The organism is Corynebacterium drakensteinense (genome assembly GCF_041224285.1).
In the GTDB taxonomy this organism is placed as follows: Bacteria; Actinomycetota; Actinomycetes; order Mycobacteriales; family Mycobacteriaceae; genus Corynebacterium.
On the sequence record NZ_JAXOFP010000004.1, the window covers coordinates 75665 to 94769 of the forward strand.

Below are 19105 nucleotides of genomic sequence, written 5' to 3' on the forward strand. Positions count from 1 at the left end.
CAGCGGGATTTATATAAGCTGACTCACACTATTGCGCTTTTGACTCCACACCCTTACTACATTGCAACAAAACTGTTAGGGTTTGTTATCAAGTTGCAATCAACGCGAAAGGCTAGCGCCCCATGAGCCACGAAACCCGCAGAGCTGTCGCTTTTATCAGTAGCGGCTTCCTGCTTGCGGGTGCAATTGGCCTTGGCGTATGGCAGATTTCTGAATCGGCGCACTTTTCCACGACGGCCTCACAGGTCAACCAAGCCGGGCACACGCAAACGGCAACCACAACGCTCACGGAATCTGCGCCAGTAGAATCCACGCAAGCGCAGGATACGAACGCCGCGCAGCAGAACCCACGCGCAAGCCAGGGCAGCTCGGCACCAGGCTTTGACCCCACGCACACGCTCACGCCACAAGCTCTTCCCGACGCCGAGGCACAAGCTTCACCCCCACAGGGCGCGAAAAATTCACGACGTGCGCAGATCGATGCCGCTGATCCCTACCTTCCACCGCACGCAGTTCTGCAGGAAGATCGAGAACCAGTGGTTCCCACAGTGGTTTACCGCCCACGAGGCTTCGAAGGGCTCCGGGCTGACCTAGAGCCACAGGTGCGCGATGAGTCAGATAATTCCATTGTCATCGCAGAACCTGCGCCCAACGCACTGAATATGCCGCGGAATAATGCGCAAGGCAATGCCCCGCGTTCCACCACTGAGAGCACCGAAAACTCTCCTGCCGACGGCACTCGCAACCGCAGCCCCGGTCAAAATCCGATTGTTCCGCAGGGCGGCCTTCCTGCCCTCGCCGAGGAGCTGCCAGACCTGGACCCGCAGCCGCTGCTCAACGAAACCCTTGATATCGCTGGGCTGGCACAAGATAATCTCCCCCAGGCGCCACAGCTGTCACCGAATACCGGGAACCAGCAGAATAATGAACCTGCGGGAAACTCGGGACAAGCCAATGGCCAGAACGGCGCGGCCAGTCCAGAGACCAACGCTGGTAACGAACAACAACACGAAGCTGCGCCGCAGTCGAGCAACCCATTTGACGCTGCGTTACACGAGATTGAACAGCGTATCCACCAGACGATGAACGACGCATTAGAAGGCTCAAGTGCCTCGGGTGCTCTATCGAGCTCTACGCTGAACTCGCTGGTTACGCCCGAGCGATAAAAAGTTCGGCTGTTCCCGCAGCGTACGGCGCGCTGTTATCAGCGCTTACACCAGCTCCTGCGCCAGTATCAGCAGCACCGCGGCCAGCGCCAGCACCGACGTTAGCCGCAAGGCTGAATTCACAGGGTCCATCGCCGGCTGGCAGCCACACTGCTTCAGCGGCAGCTAGCATCTGCGCGCTGCCTGCACTTGCCTGCACCTGACCGCGCGTGACCAGCACAACCACCGGGCCATCATGGCTGATGCGTACCTGGGGCTGCGCAGAATCCAGCTCTACTCGTTCCAAAACAAATTCTGCAGCGTGCGAAGGATAGCGATACCGCCCCGGCTGGGTTTGTTCAGCGTGCACCACGGGATTGGCAACACTAGAAAATTCCAACACAGAAAGAAGCTCGGGCACATCGACGTGCTTCGCGGTCAATCCACCGCGCAATACGTTATCGGAATTGGCCATAATCTCGACGCCCATGCCTGCTAGATAGGCGTGTAGTTGGCCTGCTTCCAGGCACAGCGCCTGCCCCGGATCCAAAGACACATGATGCAGCAGCAACGCGCCCAGCACACCAGTATCGCCGGGATAACGGCGCTGCAAATCCACCACTGTGTGCAGACTATCCAGCATCCAGGCCGGCAGCCCGGTAGCACCAGCGATGACCGCTTGTGACTTGTCGACGATCGCCGTAATCAACGCGGCGCGTTCATCGTCGTCAAGCGTTACCCACCGGCGAAACAGCTTGTGCAGGCGCGCCGATTCGGTATCGTCAACCGCCAGCATCTGCGCGTATGGCTGCAGCTGTGCACAATCCAGGGCATCGAAAAGCCGCTGTGTATCGGCAATAGAACGAAACCCAGCTAGCGCCCGAAACGGGGTGAGGGCAACGATGAGTTCTGGTTTGTGGTTAGCATCTTTGTAATTACGCTGCGGATCATCCAAAGCCAGGCCAGCCGCGTTTTCCCGCGCAAAGCCTTCTTCTGCTGCTGCCTTCGATGGATGAGCCTGTAATGACAACGGCTCATCGGCAGCCAGCAGCTTCAACATAAACGGCAAGCGCGAATCCGCACTCTGCTCCACCCGAGCGCCCAACTGGTATTCCGGGTCCACGGCGATAACCTGATCCAGACTGGTGGTCCCGCCCTCTGGCGCTGCCAGATGTGCAGGGGCAGCCGGGTGAGCTCCGAACCACAGCTCGGCGACGTGTTCACCAGTGACGGGCTGGCCTGCGAGTTTGGGAATCAGCGTCGTCGAACCCCACGGGTAGTGGCGAATCGCCGGATACAGAGGCTGCATATAAAGAAAATTATCCTTTAACTGGGACAATGGGATTGCACCTTCAACGATCGCTAAGATACAAGCGCCGAGATTTCGTCGACAAGCTCTGCGACGTCTTCTGCCGTTTCTGCCTCCACATTCAACCGCAACAACGGCTCCGTATTCGATGCACGCAGGTTAAACCACGCGGTGCTATTCGCCAGCTGCACGGTCATGCCATCCAGCTCGTCGATGTGTGCTGCCCGCTCCGCAAAGCCAGCGCGAACTTTTTCCTGCGCGGCGGCTTGGTCAGAAACGGTGAAGTTGATCTCGCCCGAGGCGGCATAGTGCTGATACGACGCCATCAGCTCCGATAACGTTCCATCGAACTCTGCCAAAGCTGCCAACATGTGCAACGCCGCCAACATGCCGGAATCGGCGTTGAAGAATTCGCTGAAGTAGTAATGCGCGGAGTGCTCACCACCGAAAACTGCTTCGTGTTCCGCCATTTTCGCCTTGATGAACGAGTGGCCGACCTTGGTGCGCACTGCAGTACCACCGGATTTTTCCACCAATTCCGGCACCATCTGCGAAGTGATCAAATTGTGAATGATCGTTGCCCCTGGGTAGCGCTGCAGCATTCGTTCTGCGATGAGCGCGCAGATCGCAGACGGGGAAACAGGGTCGCCTTTTTCATCCACCAAAAAGACGCGGTCAGCATCACCGTCGAATGCCAGCCCCACATCGGCTCCTTGTTCTACGGTAAAACGCTGCAGATCAACGAGGTTTTTCGGATCCAGCGGGTTGGCCTCGTGGTTGGGGAAGGTGCCGTCGAGGTCGAAATACAGCGTGCGGATCTCAAGTGGCAGGTCACGGAATACCGCCGGCACGGTGTGCCCGGCCATGCCGTTAGCTGCATCAACAGCCACCACTAAGCGGCGTGCGGAAGACAGCGGTACCAGCTCGTTGAGGTAATTGGCATAATCGGGCAAAATCTCGCGTTCTGCAATCTCACCCGAAGTATTAGCTGCGCGTTCCGTGTGAGCGCCGCCGTCGGCAGGCTCTGCGCCGTCATCGGAAAGCTGCGCCAAGTATTCGGCGATTTCGCCGAGCCCTGTGTCTTGCCCAACGGGTTTCGCACCCGCGCGACACAGCTTGATGCCGTTATAGGCTGCGGGGTTGTGCGATGCGGTGAACATGGCACCGGCGCAATCCAGCTCACCAGCCGCGAAATACAGCTCATCGGTAGATACCAGGCCCACAGCAACGACATCCAGGCCGGATTCTGCCACGCCTGCGGAAAACGCCGCTGCTAATTCCGGCGATGACGGGCGCATATCGTGCCCCACAGCGACGCGGGTCTCACTGCCGTGGTTTTTCAGGAAGTCTGCGAAGGCGCGCCCGACGTTGCGAACGAAGCTGGCCGTGATCTGGGAATCCACCAAACCGCGGATATCATATGCCTTGATAACAGAGCTGAGGAACTGAGCAGAATACATAACCGCCATTCTAACGGGCACGGCTGTCTACACGCCGATGAGTACACAGACGCAAACATTCCCACCGCTCTTTGACAGGTAGTTAACGGGAAGCAGGCAGCAAGTTACGCTGCACCGGGCCTGGAGCCTTAGTTATCTAGTTATCGAGTTATTCTTCGGGGCGATCTTCCGGCCACAACGATTCAAAATCGCTCACAGAGCCTTCGCGCAGCTCTTCCAACATCGAATCCACCGGATCATTCGATTGCTCTGGTTCCGGCTCTGCGGTTTTCTGCGGGCCCACGGCATGGCGGCTGCCATTCACGCTCACTGACTCGGCAGGGGCTGGCGTGTTGTCGTCGTCAGGCACCACCTGCAAGTGTGCGCGCCGCTGCTGTTTTTCCTCGTACACGCGCGGGACGCGGTGCACGGGGTGGTTGGAGCGCTCCGGGTCAGCTGCATCGGCAAAAGCCGAGGTGTGTGCGACGGGGCTTGCATCAGCATCATCGACAAGCCCGCTGGTCACGCGCCCGTTTTCCCGCACCGCAGCGGCAAGAGCAACCAAGTCTTCGTCGTCGATATCGACATCACCCACGCGCACGATTTCCCAGCCCACCGGGGCCGTAATCTTTTCGGAGTGCTTCTGGCACAAATCCCAACTGTGCGGGTCAGGCTGGGAAGTCAGTGGGCCAACCACCGCGGTGGATTCGGCATACGCATACGTCAGGGTTGACAGCGCAGGCTGACCACAGCCAGGACGGGAGCAGCGACGAATCTGATTCACGAGAATAAGTTTAAAGACTAGCTCCAGGTTTAACAATGTTTCACGCATGCCACGTCCGGCGGTCGGCGCAACACGCGGCGTGGCGCAACGCGGATTTTCGCTGACGAGTTCTAAGCTGATCCCATGAGTGAAAGCGCGCGATTATCCCCACGACGTAACCGCCATGGCCGCGGCTTACGCGGGGTGTTGTTGCCGCAGCAAACTCCGCGGTTTCGTTCCCGCAGCCAGCAATTCGATATGGCAGCGCTGGATGCTTTCAGCTCCATCCACCAAGCGTTCGCCCCGCAACTCGAGTCCCTAGATCTCGCCGTCGATACCGTACCGCGTATGAATGTCGGTTCGAATTTAGCGCTTGTCGACGACGAGATTTTCAGCGATGGTCCCGTACCACTTGGGCGGGTATTGCAACCCGGAATCGATGCACACGGGCAGCCGACGCGGGCTCGCATCGTGTTGTTCCGTAAGCCAATTGAGCAGCGCGCAGCCAACAGCGAGCAGCGACGGCAGCTACTACAAGAAATCTTGACCGTACTGGTCGCTACTTATCTCAACCTCGACCCACGGGATGTGGACGCGCGTTATCCCTGGGCGGATTAGCCGATCGCTAGCCGATATCGCGCTTGAGGCGGCGCCGTTCACGATCAGACAAGCCACCCCAGATACCGAAGCGCTCATCGTGTTCCAACGCGAATTCCAAACATTCATCACGCACAGGGCAAGCCTGGCAGATACGTTTTGCTTCGCGGGTAGAACCACCCTTTTCCGGGAAGAATGCTTCCGGGTCCGTCTGCGCGCACAGGGCCTGGTCTTGCCACTCTTGTTCAACCGCACCGAAGAGTTCTTCAATCGATAGTGCAGCCGCGCCGCCACGGAGAATGGCGTTTTTAGCCATATCGTCCACGCCGTGTCCTTTCTCCGTAGTTGTCGTTCATATACTTCAAGAGATTAGACAACGCGACACTAAATATCGTCAACCCAGATTCCCCTATCGGAGCCGAAACCAAGCAAAAACCCCAGCACTAGACAACATCAGTCACAGCAGTAACAGAATGTCGTTTACGGGGGCGTCCAACAGGGGTACTACATATAGGGGTATGGCGTGTCGGGAAGACTATTCCGCGTGTCGCTACGCGTCCGAGCTAAAGCGGATGCCGGTATCCGGAATGTTGACTCCCGGCCACACCCGCATGCCTGGAGCGAACTCGCAGCGGGCGCCAATCTGTGCGCCCTCACCGATCACGCAGCCGTCAATAATCGCATTGGCACCAATATGGGCCCCATCCGCGATAATCGAATTCCGAATCCGCGCGCCCGGCTCGATGGTGACCCCGGCAAAAATCACCGAGGAATCGATGCGGCAACCGCCTCCGATTTCCACCCCACGACCCACGGTGGTCCCGCCCAACAGCAGCACTCCCCCGGCAACTCCTGCGGTAGCATCCACCAATGATTCGCCAGTCTGGCCTTCCAGCAGCGGCGAGCCAACGATGCCGCGTACTAAGTCTGATGATCCTTGCACGAAATCATCTGGGCGCCCCATATCGCGCCAATACGCTGCATCAACGTGGCCGACCAGCTTGCGTCCTTCGTCGAGAAGCCGCGGAAACGTCTCGCGTTCCACCGAGACATTGCGCCCCGCCGGGATCGAGGCGATCAGGTCTTTTTTAAACACGTAACAACCCGCGTTGATCTGATCAGTCGGCGGATCTTCAGTCTTTTCCATGAACGCGGTGACCTGCCCATCCGCATCAGTGGGCACGCAACCGAACGCACGCGGATCGGCCACGCGCACCAGGTGCATGGTCAGGTCCGCGGATTTTTCTTCATGCGTGCGCAAAATGCCGCGCAAGTCTGTCGCCGCCAACACGTCACCGTTGAAAACCATGGCGTTATCGTTACGCAGCTTGTCATAGACGTTGCGGATACCGCCGCCGGTGCCAAGGGCCTCTTCCTCGACGACGTACTCAATTTCCAGGCCCAGCTCCGAGCCATCTCCGAAGTATTCTTCAAAAACTTCTGCACGGAATGACGTCGACAAAATCACGTGCTCGATGCCAGCAGCCTTGATGCGAGCTAATAAATGCTGCAGGAAGGGATACCCGGCAGTCGGCAGCATCGGCTTCGGCGTATTGATGGTCAACGGGCGCAGGCGGGTGCCGCGGCCGCCGACCAGAATCACGGCGTCGGTATTGCTCATGGGGGCAATATAACTGTTCAACACCCCCAATCCGGGTTTACACACCGGGACCGAAACGGATCATCGCAGATCATCTCAGTGTGCTCGGCGTGCTCGGCGTGCTCGCCGGCGTCGCCGCGCCCACCTAGCTGCGCGTCAGCAGTTTGGCCCGCACCCCCAGCCCGGCGCGCAACACCCAACGCACAGGGGCCTGATACCAGCGCGGCAACCGGTCACACAGATAGCGCGCGGCAGACTCATGGTGCACGCGCAACATCGTCGCCGAAACGGACTCTGCTTCGGTGGAGTGCCCTTGCGCGTGGCTGATATGCGCATCTGGGCAATAAATATTGCTATAGCCCGCGCGCGTGAATCGGTCGCCGAGATCAGTGTCTTCGAAATACATGAAATAGCGCTCATCGAACCCGCCGACGCGGGCAAACGCCTGGCGGCGCACCAGAAGGCACGAGCCAGACAGCCACCCGGCTTCGCGCTCGGTTTCCATGTCCTGGCCCTGGCGGTAGCGCGCAGACCACGGGTTGGATGGCCACAGATCAGCGAAAATAGCGTGGCCGATGCCGTCGACAAGCGAGGGCAAAGCACGGGCCGAAGGATAGGTGCTGCCGCCGGTATCGATAATGCGCGGGCCCACAGCCGCTGCATTCGGGTGGCGGGCTGCACAGTCCAGCAAGGCGTCGATAGCGCCGTCGTGGAAGACCACATCGGGGTTGGTTAGCAGCACGAAATCGTCGGCAAGCTCGTCGTTATCCCACACCGAGTCTGCTGCTTTGAGCCCAACGTTCATTCCAGCGCCATAGCCCAAGTTGCCGCCGGTGGGAACGAACGCGACGTTGTCGTAGTTTTCCGCCGCCTGTTGCGGGGCAGAGTCGGTCGAGCCGTTATCGGCAAGCACCACCGCGAGACGACGCGTGGTGGCAGCAGGCAAGGATTCCAACAGTGCACGTAGGTGATCACCCGGCGAATAGGTCACCGTGATCACCGGCAGACGCTGGTGCTGGTGCTGATCATGCGCGGGGGTCGGTGTAGAAGCTGGTTTGGAAGCTGGTTTAGAAGTTTGCTCAGACACAATAGCGCTTATGGTAACCGAAAAACGGCGGTTATGCCCTAAGCTTGAACAGCGTGAATGACCGTAATCGCTCCATTCGAGAGATTCAGCCCGCCCCGAGTTCCCGCTCTGCGCTCAAACAGCGTGGCCCTGGAGGGCTCAAGATCATCGTCACCCTACTTTCGGTGCTGACCCTGCTGGTCACTGCAATGGGTTATTGGACGGTCGGCCGTGTTGGTTCCAGCCTGGCTTCTGCCGGCAACCTGGGGTTGAGTGAGACTTCGCAAGGCTCCGGCGATCAGGCACCCGATGGGGCCGTGGACATTTTGCTGGTCGGTTCGGATTCGCGCACCGACGCGCACGGCAACGAGCTCAGCCGCGAGGAACTTGAGCACCTGAACGCCGGTGAATTTGCTGGCGAGGACAACACCGACACGATGATGTTGATCCGCGTGCCAAACGACGGTTCACAAGCCACCGCGATTTCTTTGCCGCGCGATACCTATGTGCATGACGACGAATTCGGCAACATGAAGCTCAACGGCGTGTATAGCGCCCACAAAGCTGCTTTTGAAGAGCAGGCAGCGCAGTCCGCAGAACCTAGCGACGAGCGAGCTGCGATGGAAGCCGGACGATCTGGGCTGGTCTCTGCGGTCGCGGGTCTTACCGGCATCGAAGTCGATCACTACGCCGAAGTCGGCCTGCTGGGGTTCGTGTTGCTGACCGACGCTGTCGGTGGTGTGGATGTGTGCTTGCAAGACGCGGTCGACGATCCGATGTCTGGCGCGAATTTCCCCGCCGGTGTGTCGACTCTCGATGGACGCGATGCCTTGGCATTTGTGCGTCAGCGCTACGGCCTGCCACGCGGCGACCTGGATCGCATCGTGCGCCAGCAAGCGTTCATGGCATCGCTGGTGAACAAGGTCTTGGAGACCGGAACCTTGACTAACCCATCAACGCTCAACAAGATCTCCAACGCGGTGGAGCGCTCGGTGATCATCGACGAGGACTGGGATGTCATGAGCTTTGCCACCCAGCTGTCTAACTTGGCGGGCGGCAACGTCACGTTTACCACCATCCCCGTGACTGCTATTGACGGAATTGGCGATCATGGCGAATCCGTCGTCACCGTAGATGAAGAGCAGGTGCATGCTTTCATGGATCATTTGCTTGCCGACGCCGACTCCGGTGAGGGCGACGGTGCCAGCGACAGCGCTAACGACGCTGACTCCGGCAGCGACGGTGACCAGCCTGCTGCTGGCGATGCAGATGGCGAAAAGCTCGTGGAGATGGTCGCTGAAGGCGCCCAGCTTCATATCTTGAATGCGCAGGCTCCGACCGGTACCGCAGCAGGAGTCGGAGCCTGGCTGGATGAGCACGGCTATACCGTCATGGATGTGTCCAATGCCAACGAAGGCATCTATTCCACCTCGCAAATCGTCGCCGCCGATGCCAACGATCCCCGCGCCCAGGCGCTGGCTGAGCAGTTGGGAATCGAGACGGTAACGGCAAACGCAAACTTGGAACCAGATTCCATCGTCGTCGTGGTCGCTCCTGATTACAACGGCCCGCTGAATGAAGAAAAACTCGGTGAGGATGATGCTTCGGCGGCCGTCGGTGAGGACTTCGGCAGCGTTGTCGATGCCCCAGAAATCGATGCTGGCGGCGACGGTCCGCGCTGCGTGCATTAGTTGCGCTGCAGGCCACCAGCGCAATCCCTAGGATGGGGCCCATGGATATGTTGTCTCATTTGCTTGCCGATGATCCCGCAAGCCCCCGGCTGACCGTCTACAACGAATCCGACGGCACCCGCATGGATTTCTCCGCCCAGACCACCGAGAACTGGGCATCCAAGGTGGCAAATTTCTTGCGCGAAGAATTGGATCTTGACGACGATTCGGTGATCCTGTGCGATCTCCCAGTCTCGTGGCAAACCGCCATGATCGCCCTGGGCGCACTGGCCGCCGGTGTAACGGTGCGTTTTGCCACCGACGACGCCAACGCCGATAAACCAGTGGTCTTTTTCACCACTACGGACAAAGCCGATGAATACGCCGGGCACGGCGATGTTGTCGTCGTAACCACAGATCCGTTCGGTCGTGGTGTCGAAGAACTCGGCGAACAAGTCCCCGCAGGCGCCATCGATTTTGGTCCCACGGTGCGCTTTTATGGCGATTTCTACCCTGGCCAGACCCGGCCATTGGAGGAATTGGTGGCGGCAACCCCAGACAAGCTCCGCGTGCTGTCGACCGGGTGGACCGACTGGGCATCGTTTTCGCGGCAAGTGCTTTCACCACTTGCCGGTGGCGGCTCGGCGGTGGTGGTGGCTGGCATGGTCGATACTGATCGGCTGGCTGAGATCGCAGATAATGAAAAGATCACCGCCCGGGACTAGCAGTTTCCCCCGGCCAGGTTGCAGCGGGCCTCGCCCGTGAGATCATTGCCGAAACCTGATTTGTGACATAGACTACGTTGCATAACGAATAATCATTCGTAAAACGTTGTTTCAACCCGCAAGGAGTCTCATGTCAGAGATCTATATTGCCAGTGCAGCCCGCCTTCCTATCGGAAAAAACCAGGGCTCACTCGCCAAACTCTCTCCTACCGAAATGGGCACCATTGCCGCGAAAGAAGCAATTTCGCGCGCGGGTGTCGACCCTGCAGCTATTGAATCCGTCGTTGCCGGAAACGTAGTTCCTACCACCCCTTCCGACGCCTACTTGTCGCGGAAAATCGGTATCAATTCCGGCCTGCAGGATTCATCCATCGCTTTCAACGTCAACCGTCTGTGCGGTTCCGGTGCGCAAGCCATCGTCTCGGCTAGCCAGCAGCTCTTGAGTGGTGATGCCGAGCTCGCGCTCGCCGCGGGTGTCGAACACATGAGCTCCGCACCATATTCCGTCAAGGGTATGCGCCGCGGAGGATTGAAGATGGGCGATGGCGTGCTGGAAGACTGGTTGTTGGGAACACTTGCGTGCCCATTCGGCACCGGCCACATGGGTGTGACCGCAGAAAACGTCGCGCAAGCCTACGGGATCTCGCGGGAACGCCAAGATAAATTCGCTGCAGAATCACAGCGCCGCGCCGCTGCTGCTCGTGAAAACGGCGTGCACAAAGAAGAAATCGTGCCGGTTACCCTGCAAACCCGGCAGGGCGAGGTCACTTTCGACTTCGACGAACACGTTCGCGAAACCACCCCAGAGGCGCTGGCTAAGCTCAAGCCAGCTTTCCAAAAAGACGGCACTGTCACTGCCGGTAACTCCTCTGGCATCAACGACGGCGCAGCAGCTTTGCTGCTGGGCACCGAATCCGCACTGAACCAGCACGGTTCCAACCCACTGGGCCGCGTGGTCTCGTGGGGCATCGGCGGCGTGGACCCCACCAAGATGGGCCTGGGGCCAATCGTTGCTGTGCCGAAGGCGCTGAAGAAGGCCGGCCTGAGCTTGGACGATATCGATCTCATCGAATCCAACGAGGCATTCGCTGCCCAGGCCATTGCTGTGCAGGATGAGTTGGGCTTCGACCCAGAAAAGACCAACGTACACGGTGGTGCGGTAGCCCACGGACACCCAGTGGGAGCATCCGGCGCCATTTTGACGGTCAAGGTACTGCACCACTTGCGTGCCACCGGTAAGAAGTACGGTCTGGTCACCATGTGTATTGGTGGCGGACAAGGAATCGCACTGATTGTGGAGGCTGTATAAACCATGACGAACTCTTCTCAAAACACAGCACAGAAAATTGTCACCAATCCAGAACCAACTACCGTGGAAGCGCCCGTAAAAAACGCGGCCGTCATCGGTGCTGGTTCCATGGGTGCAGGTATCGCGGCTTTGCTGGCAAGCTCTGGCATCAAAGTCACCTTGCTGGATATGGCCGATGAAGGCGAGACCCACGAAGAGCGCAGCGCTCGTGCGCACAAGGGCATCGAAATTCAAAAGAAACGCAAGGGTTTCGTGCACCCGAAGTTCGTGGAAAATATCTCCGCCGGCAACACCACGGATGACCTTGACAAGCTCAACGAGTGTGACTGGGTTGTCGAGGCCATTTTCGAGGATCTCGATGCCAAGCGTTCGTTGTATGAGACGATCGCACCGCACCTGAATGACACGGCTTTGCTGTCATCGAATACCTCAACAATCCCGCTGGCAGAACTTACCGCCAAGCTCTCGGATGATCTGGCCAGCCGTTTTGCCATCACCCACTTCTTCAACCCGCCACGCGTGATGCGGTTGGTAGAAATCGTGGAAGGCGAAAAGACCAGCGAGTCGACACTCAAAGTGCTCAACGCCGCCGCCGAGCAGCAGCTGGGCAAGGTTGTCGTGGACTGCCGCGACACCCCGGGCTTCATCGCCAACCGCCTGGGTTGTTTCTGGTTGGGTGCCGGTGCTGAGCTGGCCATGAAACAAGGTGTCTCCTATGAACTTGCCGACGCAGTATTCTCCAAGCCATTCGGCATCCCGCGCACCGGTGTGTTCGGGCTTCTGGACTACATCGGCCTACAACTGGTCAAACCCATCTGGTCGTCGTTGACCAACGCTTTGCCAGAATCTGACAAGTTGCAACAGTTCAACTTGGAAGAAAACGATGTCATCACCGGCCTGGTCGAGCGTGGCTTGACCGGCCGTACTGGCGACGGTGGCTTCTACCAGGGCCGCGATAAGGTCATCCAGGAAGACTTCAGCTACGGCGAGCGCCAGAAGCCAGAAGACCCTGCCACCAAGCACAAGGACGCTGCTTCGGTTATCGCAGAAGACAGCGCCGGTGGGCGCTACGCACGCGACCTGTTCGCCGCAACGTTGGGCTACTGCCTGGACACCGCAGAAGAAATCGCCGACACCGTCGAATTGATGGATAAGGCCATGGTGTTGGGTTACGGCTGGAAGCAGGGCCCATTCGCGCTGGCAGATTCCATCGGCTTGGATAAAGTAGCAGAGCTCTACGACGACACCCCTGCCCTGCTGGAGGCTGCCATCAAGGCGGGCGGCTTCTACCCAGAGGTGGGCAAGGTGTTGGCTACCGATGGCACCGTCTCCGAGACCAAGGACCGTTCCGGTGTAGTCACCGTCAAAGAGCTGCTGGCTTCGGGCAAAGCCAAGACTGTGCGTGAGGCCGATAAGGTCAACATCCACCTGCTGGATAACGGCGTCGGCATCTTGGACATCAAGACTTCGCTGAACTCTTTGAGCCAACCGGCGCTCAACGATATCCGTGCGGTGATCGACGATGCAGAAGAACTCGGCATCAAGGCCCTGGTTGTCGGCAACGACGAGCAGCGCGCATTCTGTGCCGGCGCTGACTTGACCTCCATCGCCGAAGCGGGCGAAAGCGGCGATACCCAGCGCATCGATGAACTGGTTCGCAACGGTTCGCAGGTGATGCGCAAGCTGCGCAACGCGCCATTCCCAGTAGTCGGTGCTGTCCGTGGCGTGGCCTTCGGTGGTGGCTCTGAGTTGTACTTGTCGTGTGATCGCGTCGTCGTCCACGCAGACACCAAGGTGGCCTTCCCCGAGCGCAAGGTCGGTTTGTTCCCGGGATGGTCGGGTACCGTCTCCCTGCTGGAACGCATGCAGGGACTCTACGACGACTACCACCAGCGCGCTTTCGATTTGGTCACCGATGCCAACCCGCTGCCGAACATGTACTTCGCTGCGGAATACGGCTTCATCCGTGAAGGCGATGCCGTGTTGATGTCACCGGACCACGTGCTCGGTTATGCCATCGACCAGGCGGCCGACATGATCGAGGGTTATTCACCTGCTGCAGATACCACGATCGCGCTTTATTCCGGCGATACCCCGCTGGATGAGGGCTGGCCGATCGAGGGTATGACGGACAACGATCACGTCATCGCCCGCCAGCTGGCCAAGCACTACACCGCTGCTGATGGCGTAAACGAGCTTGGCTTTGATGAGTTCGCTGACCGCGAGGTTGAGCATGCGGTGCCACTGATCGCTATGCCAGCGAACGTGGAACGCGCCATTCACATGGCAAAGACCCGCAAGCCGCTGAATAATTAGCGCAGTAGTCGGCGTCTCTGACGCTGCAGGCGGACGCTGCGCACAACAGCGCAGCATCGCCGCTGGGTCAAGTCCGCTGAACGAATACCACGTCGCTAGTGCACAAAGCCGGCTAGGAGGAGAACCTCCTAGCCGGCTTTTCAGTGAGACGATGTCCCATGCTAAATCTGCTACCTGAACTCAAGACAACGAGTCTAGACCCACCCCAGAACTTTTGGCGCCCACTCGCGTAATTCAACTTTGCGCACCTTACCCGACGCCGTCGTCGGGAATTGTTTAATGCAGTGAACATAGCGTGGAATCTTCTGCTTCGACAACTTACCTTCAGCAAATTGCGCGACGTCATGGGCAGTCAGTGGTTTACGGCCATCGCGCATAATAATCCAGGCCATGATCTCTTCGCCATACTTATCATCCGGAACACCAATGACTTCCACATCAGCCACATCCGGATGATTACCCAAAAACTCTTCCACCTCACGCGGATAAATATTTTCCCCGCCGCGAATCAACATATCCTTCAAACGGCCAGTCACCATCAAATAACCATCGGCATCCAATTCACCCAAATCACCAGTGGCCATGAAACCATCAGCGTCAATAACCTCGGCCGTCTTTTCCGGGTGCTGCCAATATTCCTTCATTACCGCAAAACCACGGACTTTAATCTCACCTTGTTCTCCGACTGGCACAACGTTGCCATCTTTATCGACGAGCTTGGCTTCCAGATGCGGCAAAATCTGCCCGACGGTATTCACTCGCTTGTCAACAGAGTCGTCTGCCCGGGTTTGGAATGCAACCGGTGAGGTCTCAGTCATGCCATAACAAATAGCAACTTCTTGCATATTGAATTCATTCATGATTCGACGCATAGTGTTGGACGGGCACGAACTGCCTCCCATGATTCCGGTCCGCAACTTCGGCATCTCATAAGCCGACCCATACTCCACATGGTCTTCGGCCTCAATCAACTCGCTGATAAACATCGTCGGCACACCATACAAACTCGTCGCCCCGGTTTGCTGCACCGCCTTCAAAGACTCACGGGGCTTAAACGTGGGCCCTGGGTTAATTACTGCGGCGCCACGACAGAATGCTGCAATTACCCCGGCGACCATGCCAAAGCAATGGAAAAACGGGACTGGAACCACGATTCGATCACTCTCGTCATAGTTGAGCAGTTCACCGGCCATGTAACCGTTGTTCAAAATGTTGTTATGCGTCAGAGTTGCGCCTTTCGGGAATCCCGTCGTACCCGATGTGTATTGAATATTGATTGGATCACCCGGCTGCAAAGCCGCAGTAACCTCGCTCAAATCAACAATATCCGCAGACAACCACTCATCCCAGTGATCCGAACCAAAATAAACGATATCCTGCAACTGCACACCACGTTGTTTGCGGGCTTCATTCAACATCGACCGGTATTCCGAATCCTTATACCGGCGCGCTGCAAAAACCAGTTTCACCCCGGCTTTCGCCAACACATAGTTCAACTCAGATTGGCGATACGCAGGATTAATATTGACCAAAATCAACCCCAAATGGTGGCATGCCCATTGCACGACGATCCACTCCCACCGGTTCGTCGACCAAATACCGACCCGATCGCCTGTACGATAACCCGCATTGTGCATCGCAGAAGCCATCCGCAGCACCAGCTGATAAAACTCTTCATACGTGAGTTCTTTATCAGCATAAACATCCACGATGGCATCACGCGACGGGAACTTCTCCACGGTTTCCCGTAACTGGGTTCCGAGTGTTTTATCGCGCAGCGGTTTCGCGCCCTGCTCGATAGTCGCACCGAAAACATACGACATGTCGTTGCCGGATTCATCAACGGCAATCGAACCATAGCTTGTCGGACGCGTTGCCCACTGCTGTTGTTCAACTTTGTTCATCACAGCTCTCCTTTTATGGAAATAATCATGTTGTCTGTAGGCAATTGCAGTTCGCCACCACCGCACTACAGCTGAAAATTTTTTAGCCCAATGTCCCGGCAGATAATTCTGGCTGGTGAGACTTGTAAACTTGATATTTATTCGCTTACAAAAATTTAAAGCTCAAAAGACGGCCATTATCTAGCTAAAAAATTCGAGGATTCTGGGCCCGGCTAATTGTGGGCCCGGCTACGAGAAATATCCACGAGCGCCAGGCCCAAAGTCTCGTGAAATAGTTGCCGTTTCTAACGCTTCGAAGCAGCAATTCCAGCAATCACGCTTGAATCGCGCTGCATCGGTTCGCGCTAGCCGCACGCAACGACTTATTTGAATGCACCAACACCGGTGATCTTCTTACCAATGATCAACGATTGCACCGTATCCGTACCCTCGTAGGTGTGATAAGCCTCGGTATCAGCGAAGTGACGGGCGATGTTGTTGTCCAACAAGATGCCCACGCCACCAAGCATGTCGCGGGCATCAGCCGCCACCTTGCGGGCACCACGGGTACACCGCAATTTATTGAATGATGCTTGTTCAGAAGTCAACTTTCCTGCCGCATCCAGTTCTGCGATGTGGTGGTTCAGCAGCATCATCTGGCTGATCTCGAGTTGCATGTCTACCAGACGCTGCTGAATAATCTGGCTTTCCGACAGGCGGCGGCCGAACTGGATACGCTCATCGGCGTATTCGCGTGCTTTCTCATAGCATCCGATCGCCGCACCCAGGGCGATCCAAGCAACACCCGTACGGGTAGCCATCAGCACGGCAGCGGTGTCTTTAAACGTCTTGGCGTTGGGGAGCTGGTTCTCTGCGGGCACACGCACGTCGTTAAGCTTGATGTGTGCCTGGTGAATCGCACGCAGGGAGATCTTGTTTTCAATGACCTCTGCATCGTAGCCCGGGGTGTCTTGCGGAACGATAAATCCAGAGACCTCACCGTCTTCGGTACGCGCCCACACAACGGTGATGTCTCCGCCTTTGCCCAGGCCGATCCACTTCTTCTCGCCGTTGAGCACCCACTCGTCACCATCACGTACCGCGGAAGTTTCCAGGGCGATCGAGTCAGAACCGTGATCCGGCTCCGTCAGCGCGAAGGCACCGAGCAGCTCGCCTTTCGCCATCTTTGGCAGGTACTTATCCTTTTGCTCCTGCGATCCGCACATGTCGATTGAACGCATAGCCAGACCGGCCTGCACCGCCAGGATCGTCGCAACTGAACCGTCGATGCGGGCAACTTCCATCAGGGCTAGACCTGAACCCAAATGCGAGAGAGTCTCGTGCCCGTCAACGTCCAGGCCATCGGTGAGCAAATCACGCTCAACGATCTCGGGGATCAGGTCAAAGGGAATTTCTGCACGTTGCCAGTAGTCATTGATGACGGCTTCGATTGGCGCACGCAGACTGGACGCACGCTTCCAGGCGTTGAGGTCAGCTTCTGGAATGTCATTGAATACGCCGAGCAGGTCGGTGCCGGCGGCGAGTGGATTATTGGACATATTTACTCCTCCAGACGAATCATCGTTAGCAGTTAGTGTGACTCACATCGCATTAATAGTCAAGCAAAATATCCAAAACTTTTCGTGGCATGCTTAACTAAGACTGCGTAGCTGACAAATAGTCCGAGTAGCTGACAACCAGCCCGACGAGGAGACCGATAACCTATGGCTAATCCGAAACGCCGAGCACAGATCGCGGAAGCAGCGATGGAGCTTTTCGACGAGCGCGGCTACCACGCCACCGGCATGGAGGATATCGCCTCCGCCGTCGGCATGCGTGCTTCCAGCTTGTACAACCACTATGGATCCAAACAAGAGGTGTTAGCGGATATTGCGATCAGTTCGATGGAGGCTTTATTGCGCTTTCATGCAACTGGTTATTCGCCCATGAAAACTAGCGCAGACAAACTTTTCGCGAGCATGAAATATCACACGATTTTCCATGCGGAACAGGCCCAGCGCGCACGCATCGTCAACAGCGAAATTCGGGCGCTGCAAGAGCCGACCCGTTCGATCGTGGTGCAGATGCGCCGGGATTATGTGGCCCGGTGGATGGCGATTGTGCGCGAAGGCATTGATTCCGGGGTTTTCGTGGCCGATGACGTGAAGATTGTGAGTTGGGCTCTTATCGATATGGGTATCGGTGTCTCGCAGTGGTACGCCGACGGCGGGCGCCTGAGCAGTGAAGAGCTCGGGGATATGTATGGCCGCATTGCACTGCGGCAGTTGTGCAAACCGGGCACTGATCCTTGCACAGATTCGAGCTTATATACGCGCACAGAAAAAGAACTCACGGGCGAAACCGCAGGTTCTGATTTTTCTTAACAGGCTCTCAGCCCGCCGCTTATTTCCCGGCTTTGGCCAGCAGGTCGAGCGCGCGGCGATAAATCGGTGCGTCTACGTAGTTACCTGAATCCAGCTCGACGGACGATTCTTTGCGCGCCACCGCTGCCTCGAACTTCTCAACAGCCTCCCGTGCCCACGCAATCGCGTTATCCGAAGGCTTAAACGCGGCCGTCACAATCTTGCATTGCGACGGGTGAATACATAGTTTGCCGCTAAAGCCCAGCGCACTGGCGTAGTGCGTGGCGTCGATAAGCCCGTCTTCGTTGGCGACGTTGAAAAATGGCGTATCCACCGGAGGCGACAAACGATAAGCCACAGAGGCCGTCGCCAGCGTCGAACGTGCAAACAGCAAAGCATCACGGTTGGAGTGGTTCACGCGTAACTGTTCGGAATAATCGCCGGCGCCGAAGGCTAGCTGTGCCACGCCACGCGTCGAGGCGATCTCGGCGGCATTGACAATGCCACGGGCGGTTTCTACCAAGGCCACGATCGGCACGGGTGCACCATCGGAATCTTTCAACAGGTGCTTGGTTTCCGACAACGCTTTGGACTCATTGACCAGTGGCTGCATAACAAAATCCAGCTGGTCAGCCACGACTTGCAATGCTTCGAGGTCTTTCGGGTATTCCTGAGAATTCACCCCGTTAATGCGCACACCGATGAGCACCGGCTTATGCGCGGTAATGATGTCCGGGTTCTGCCCGGAGGAGTACTCCTCGATAAACGAAACGATATTTTGCCGGGCCCGGGCCTTGTTTTCTGGCGCGCAGGAATCCTGCAAGTCAAAGACAATCGAGTCGGTTCCACAGTCGACGGCTTCGCGGAAGCCTTCGGGGTAGTCACCGGGAACGAACAGAGGCGAAACGAGTGAAATCATA

The 19105-nt window shown here is 57.5% G+C and carries 15 protein-coding genes and 1 pseudogene; 7 read left to right on the forward strand and 9 right to left on the reverse strand.

Going from position 1 to position 19105, the window contains the following annotated elements; all coding sequences use genetic code 11:
* The first annotated feature begins 122 nt into the window (after nucleotides 1-122).
* Nucleotides 123-1166, forward strand: coding sequence for a hypothetical protein (locus U1140_RS03740; RefSeq protein ID WP_369846158.1), 1044 nt, complete (start codon nucleotides 123-125; stop codon nucleotides 1164-1166).
* Here U1140_RS03740 and manA read toward each other — a convergent pair.
* The 3 genes and pseudogenes from manA to U1140_RS03755 all read right to left on the reverse strand — a co-directional run.
* The gene (gene manA, locus U1140_RS03745) at nucleotides 1150-2454 is read right to left on the reverse strand and encodes a mannose-6-phosphate isomerase, class I (protein WP_369846160.1); all 1305 of its coding nucleotides are present in this window, start codon (nucleotides 2452-2454) and stop codon (nucleotides 1150-1152) included. The two genes, U1140_RS03740 and manA, sit on opposite strands and share 17 nt — an antisense overlap.
* Nucleotides 2455-2507: 53 nt before the next feature.
* The gene (locus U1140_RS03750; RefSeq protein WP_369846161.1) at nucleotides 2508-3914 is read right to left on the reverse strand and encodes a phosphomannomutase/phosphoglucomutase; all 1407 of its coding nucleotides are present in this window, start codon (nucleotides 3912-3914) and stop codon (nucleotides 2508-2510) included.
* 331 nt (nucleotides 3915-4245) lie between these two features.
* A pseudogene (locus tag U1140_RS03755) lies at nucleotides 4246-4677 on the reverse strand (DUF3499 domain-containing protein); the annotation flags it as partial.
* Nucleotides 4678-4800: 123 nt separating this feature from the next.
* Between U1140_RS03755 and U1140_RS03760 the strand changes: the two are divergent.
* Nucleotides 4801-5274 carry a metallopeptidase family protein gene (locus U1140_RS03760; RefSeq protein ID WP_369846163.1) on the forward strand — a complete coding sequence of 158 codons (474 nt, stop codon included), beginning with the start codon at nucleotides 4801-4803 and terminating at the stop codon, nucleotides 5272-5274.
* Between the two features lie 7 nt (nucleotides 5275-5281).
* Here the strand turns inward: U1140_RS03760 and U1140_RS03765 are convergent, their stop codons facing one another.
* The 3 genes from U1140_RS03765 to U1140_RS03775 form a co-directional block, all read right to left on the reverse strand.
* A complete protein-coding gene (locus tag U1140_RS03765; RefSeq protein WP_027017995.1) occupies nucleotides 5282-5578 on the reverse strand; it encodes a WhiB family transcriptional regulator in 297 nt (98 codons plus the stop codon).
* Nucleotides 5579-5803: 225 nt separating this feature from the next.
* On the reverse strand, nucleotides 5804-6874 hold the full coding sequence (gene manB / locus U1140_RS03770; RefSeq protein WP_369846165.1) for a mannose-1-phosphate guanylyltransferase: 1071 nt from the start codon (nucleotides 6872-6874) through the stop codon (nucleotides 5804-5806).
* A gap of 124 nt (nucleotides 6875-6998) precedes the next feature.
* Complete coding sequence (locus U1140_RS03775; protein ID WP_465246419.1) at nucleotides 6999-7844, reverse strand: glycosyltransferase family 2 protein; 846 nt, start codon at nucleotides 7842-7844, stop codon at nucleotides 6999-7001.
* 149 nt (nucleotides 7845-7993) lie between these two features.
* Here U1140_RS03775 and U1140_RS03780 point away from each other — a divergent pair, with 149 nt between their 5' ends.
* The 4 genes from U1140_RS03780 (at nucleotide 7994) to U1140_RS03795 (ending at nucleotide 13939) form a co-directional block, all read left to right on the forward strand.
* On the forward strand, nucleotides 7994-9610 hold the full coding sequence (locus U1140_RS03780; RefSeq protein ID WP_369846167.1) for an LCP family protein: 1617 nt from the start codon (nucleotides 7994-7996) through the stop codon (nucleotides 9608-9610).
* Between the two features lie 41 nt (nucleotides 9611-9651).
* The gene (locus U1140_RS03785; RefSeq protein WP_369846169.1) at nucleotides 9652-10314 is read left to right on the forward strand and encodes a TIGR03089 family protein; all 663 of its coding nucleotides are present in this window, start codon (nucleotides 9652-9654) and stop codon (nucleotides 10312-10314) included.
* A gap of 130 nt (nucleotides 10315-10444) precedes the next feature.
* Nucleotides 10445-11623 (forward strand): acetyl-CoA C-acyltransferase, encoded by a 1179-nt coding sequence (locus U1140_RS03790; protein WP_369846171.1) that lies wholly within the window; start codon nucleotides 10445-10447, stop codon nucleotides 11621-11623.
* Between the two features lie 3 nt (nucleotides 11624-11626).
* Nucleotides 11627-13939: a 3-hydroxyacyl-CoA dehydrogenase/enoyl-CoA hydratase family protein gene (locus tag U1140_RS03795; RefSeq protein WP_369846173.1), complete on the forward strand. Its 2313-nt coding sequence runs from the start codon at nucleotides 11627-11629 to the stop codon at nucleotides 13937-13939.
* Nucleotides 13940-14133: 194 nt separating this feature from the next.
* Here U1140_RS03795 and U1140_RS03800 read toward each other — a convergent pair whose 3' ends face one another.
* Nucleotides 14134-15843, reverse strand: a complete 1710-nt coding sequence (locus tag U1140_RS03800; RefSeq protein WP_369846174.1) for an AMP-binding protein — start codon at nucleotides 15841-15843, stop codon at nucleotides 14134-14136.
* 362 nt (nucleotides 15844-16205) lie between these two features.
* Complete coding sequence (locus tag U1140_RS03805) at nucleotides 16206-17381, reverse strand: acyl-CoA dehydrogenase family protein (RefSeq protein WP_369846176.1); 1176 nt, start codon at nucleotides 17379-17381, stop codon at nucleotides 16206-16208.
* Between the two features lie 165 nt (nucleotides 17382-17546).
* Between U1140_RS03805 and U1140_RS03810 the strand changes: the two genes are divergently transcribed.
* A complete protein-coding gene (locus U1140_RS03810; RefSeq protein ID WP_369846177.1) occupies nucleotides 17547-18206 on the forward strand; it encodes a TetR/AcrR family transcriptional regulator in 660 nt (219 codons plus the stop codon).
* 19 nt (nucleotides 18207-18225) lie between these two features.
* Here the strand turns inward: U1140_RS03810 and U1140_RS03815 are convergent, their stop codons facing one another.
* Nucleotides 18226-19104: an HpcH/HpaI aldolase/citrate lyase family protein gene (locus U1140_RS03815; RefSeq protein WP_369846179.1), complete on the reverse strand. Its 879-nt coding sequence runs from the start codon at nucleotides 19102-19104 to the stop codon at nucleotides 18226-18228.
* Between the last annotated feature and the right edge of the window lies 1 nt (nucleotide 19105).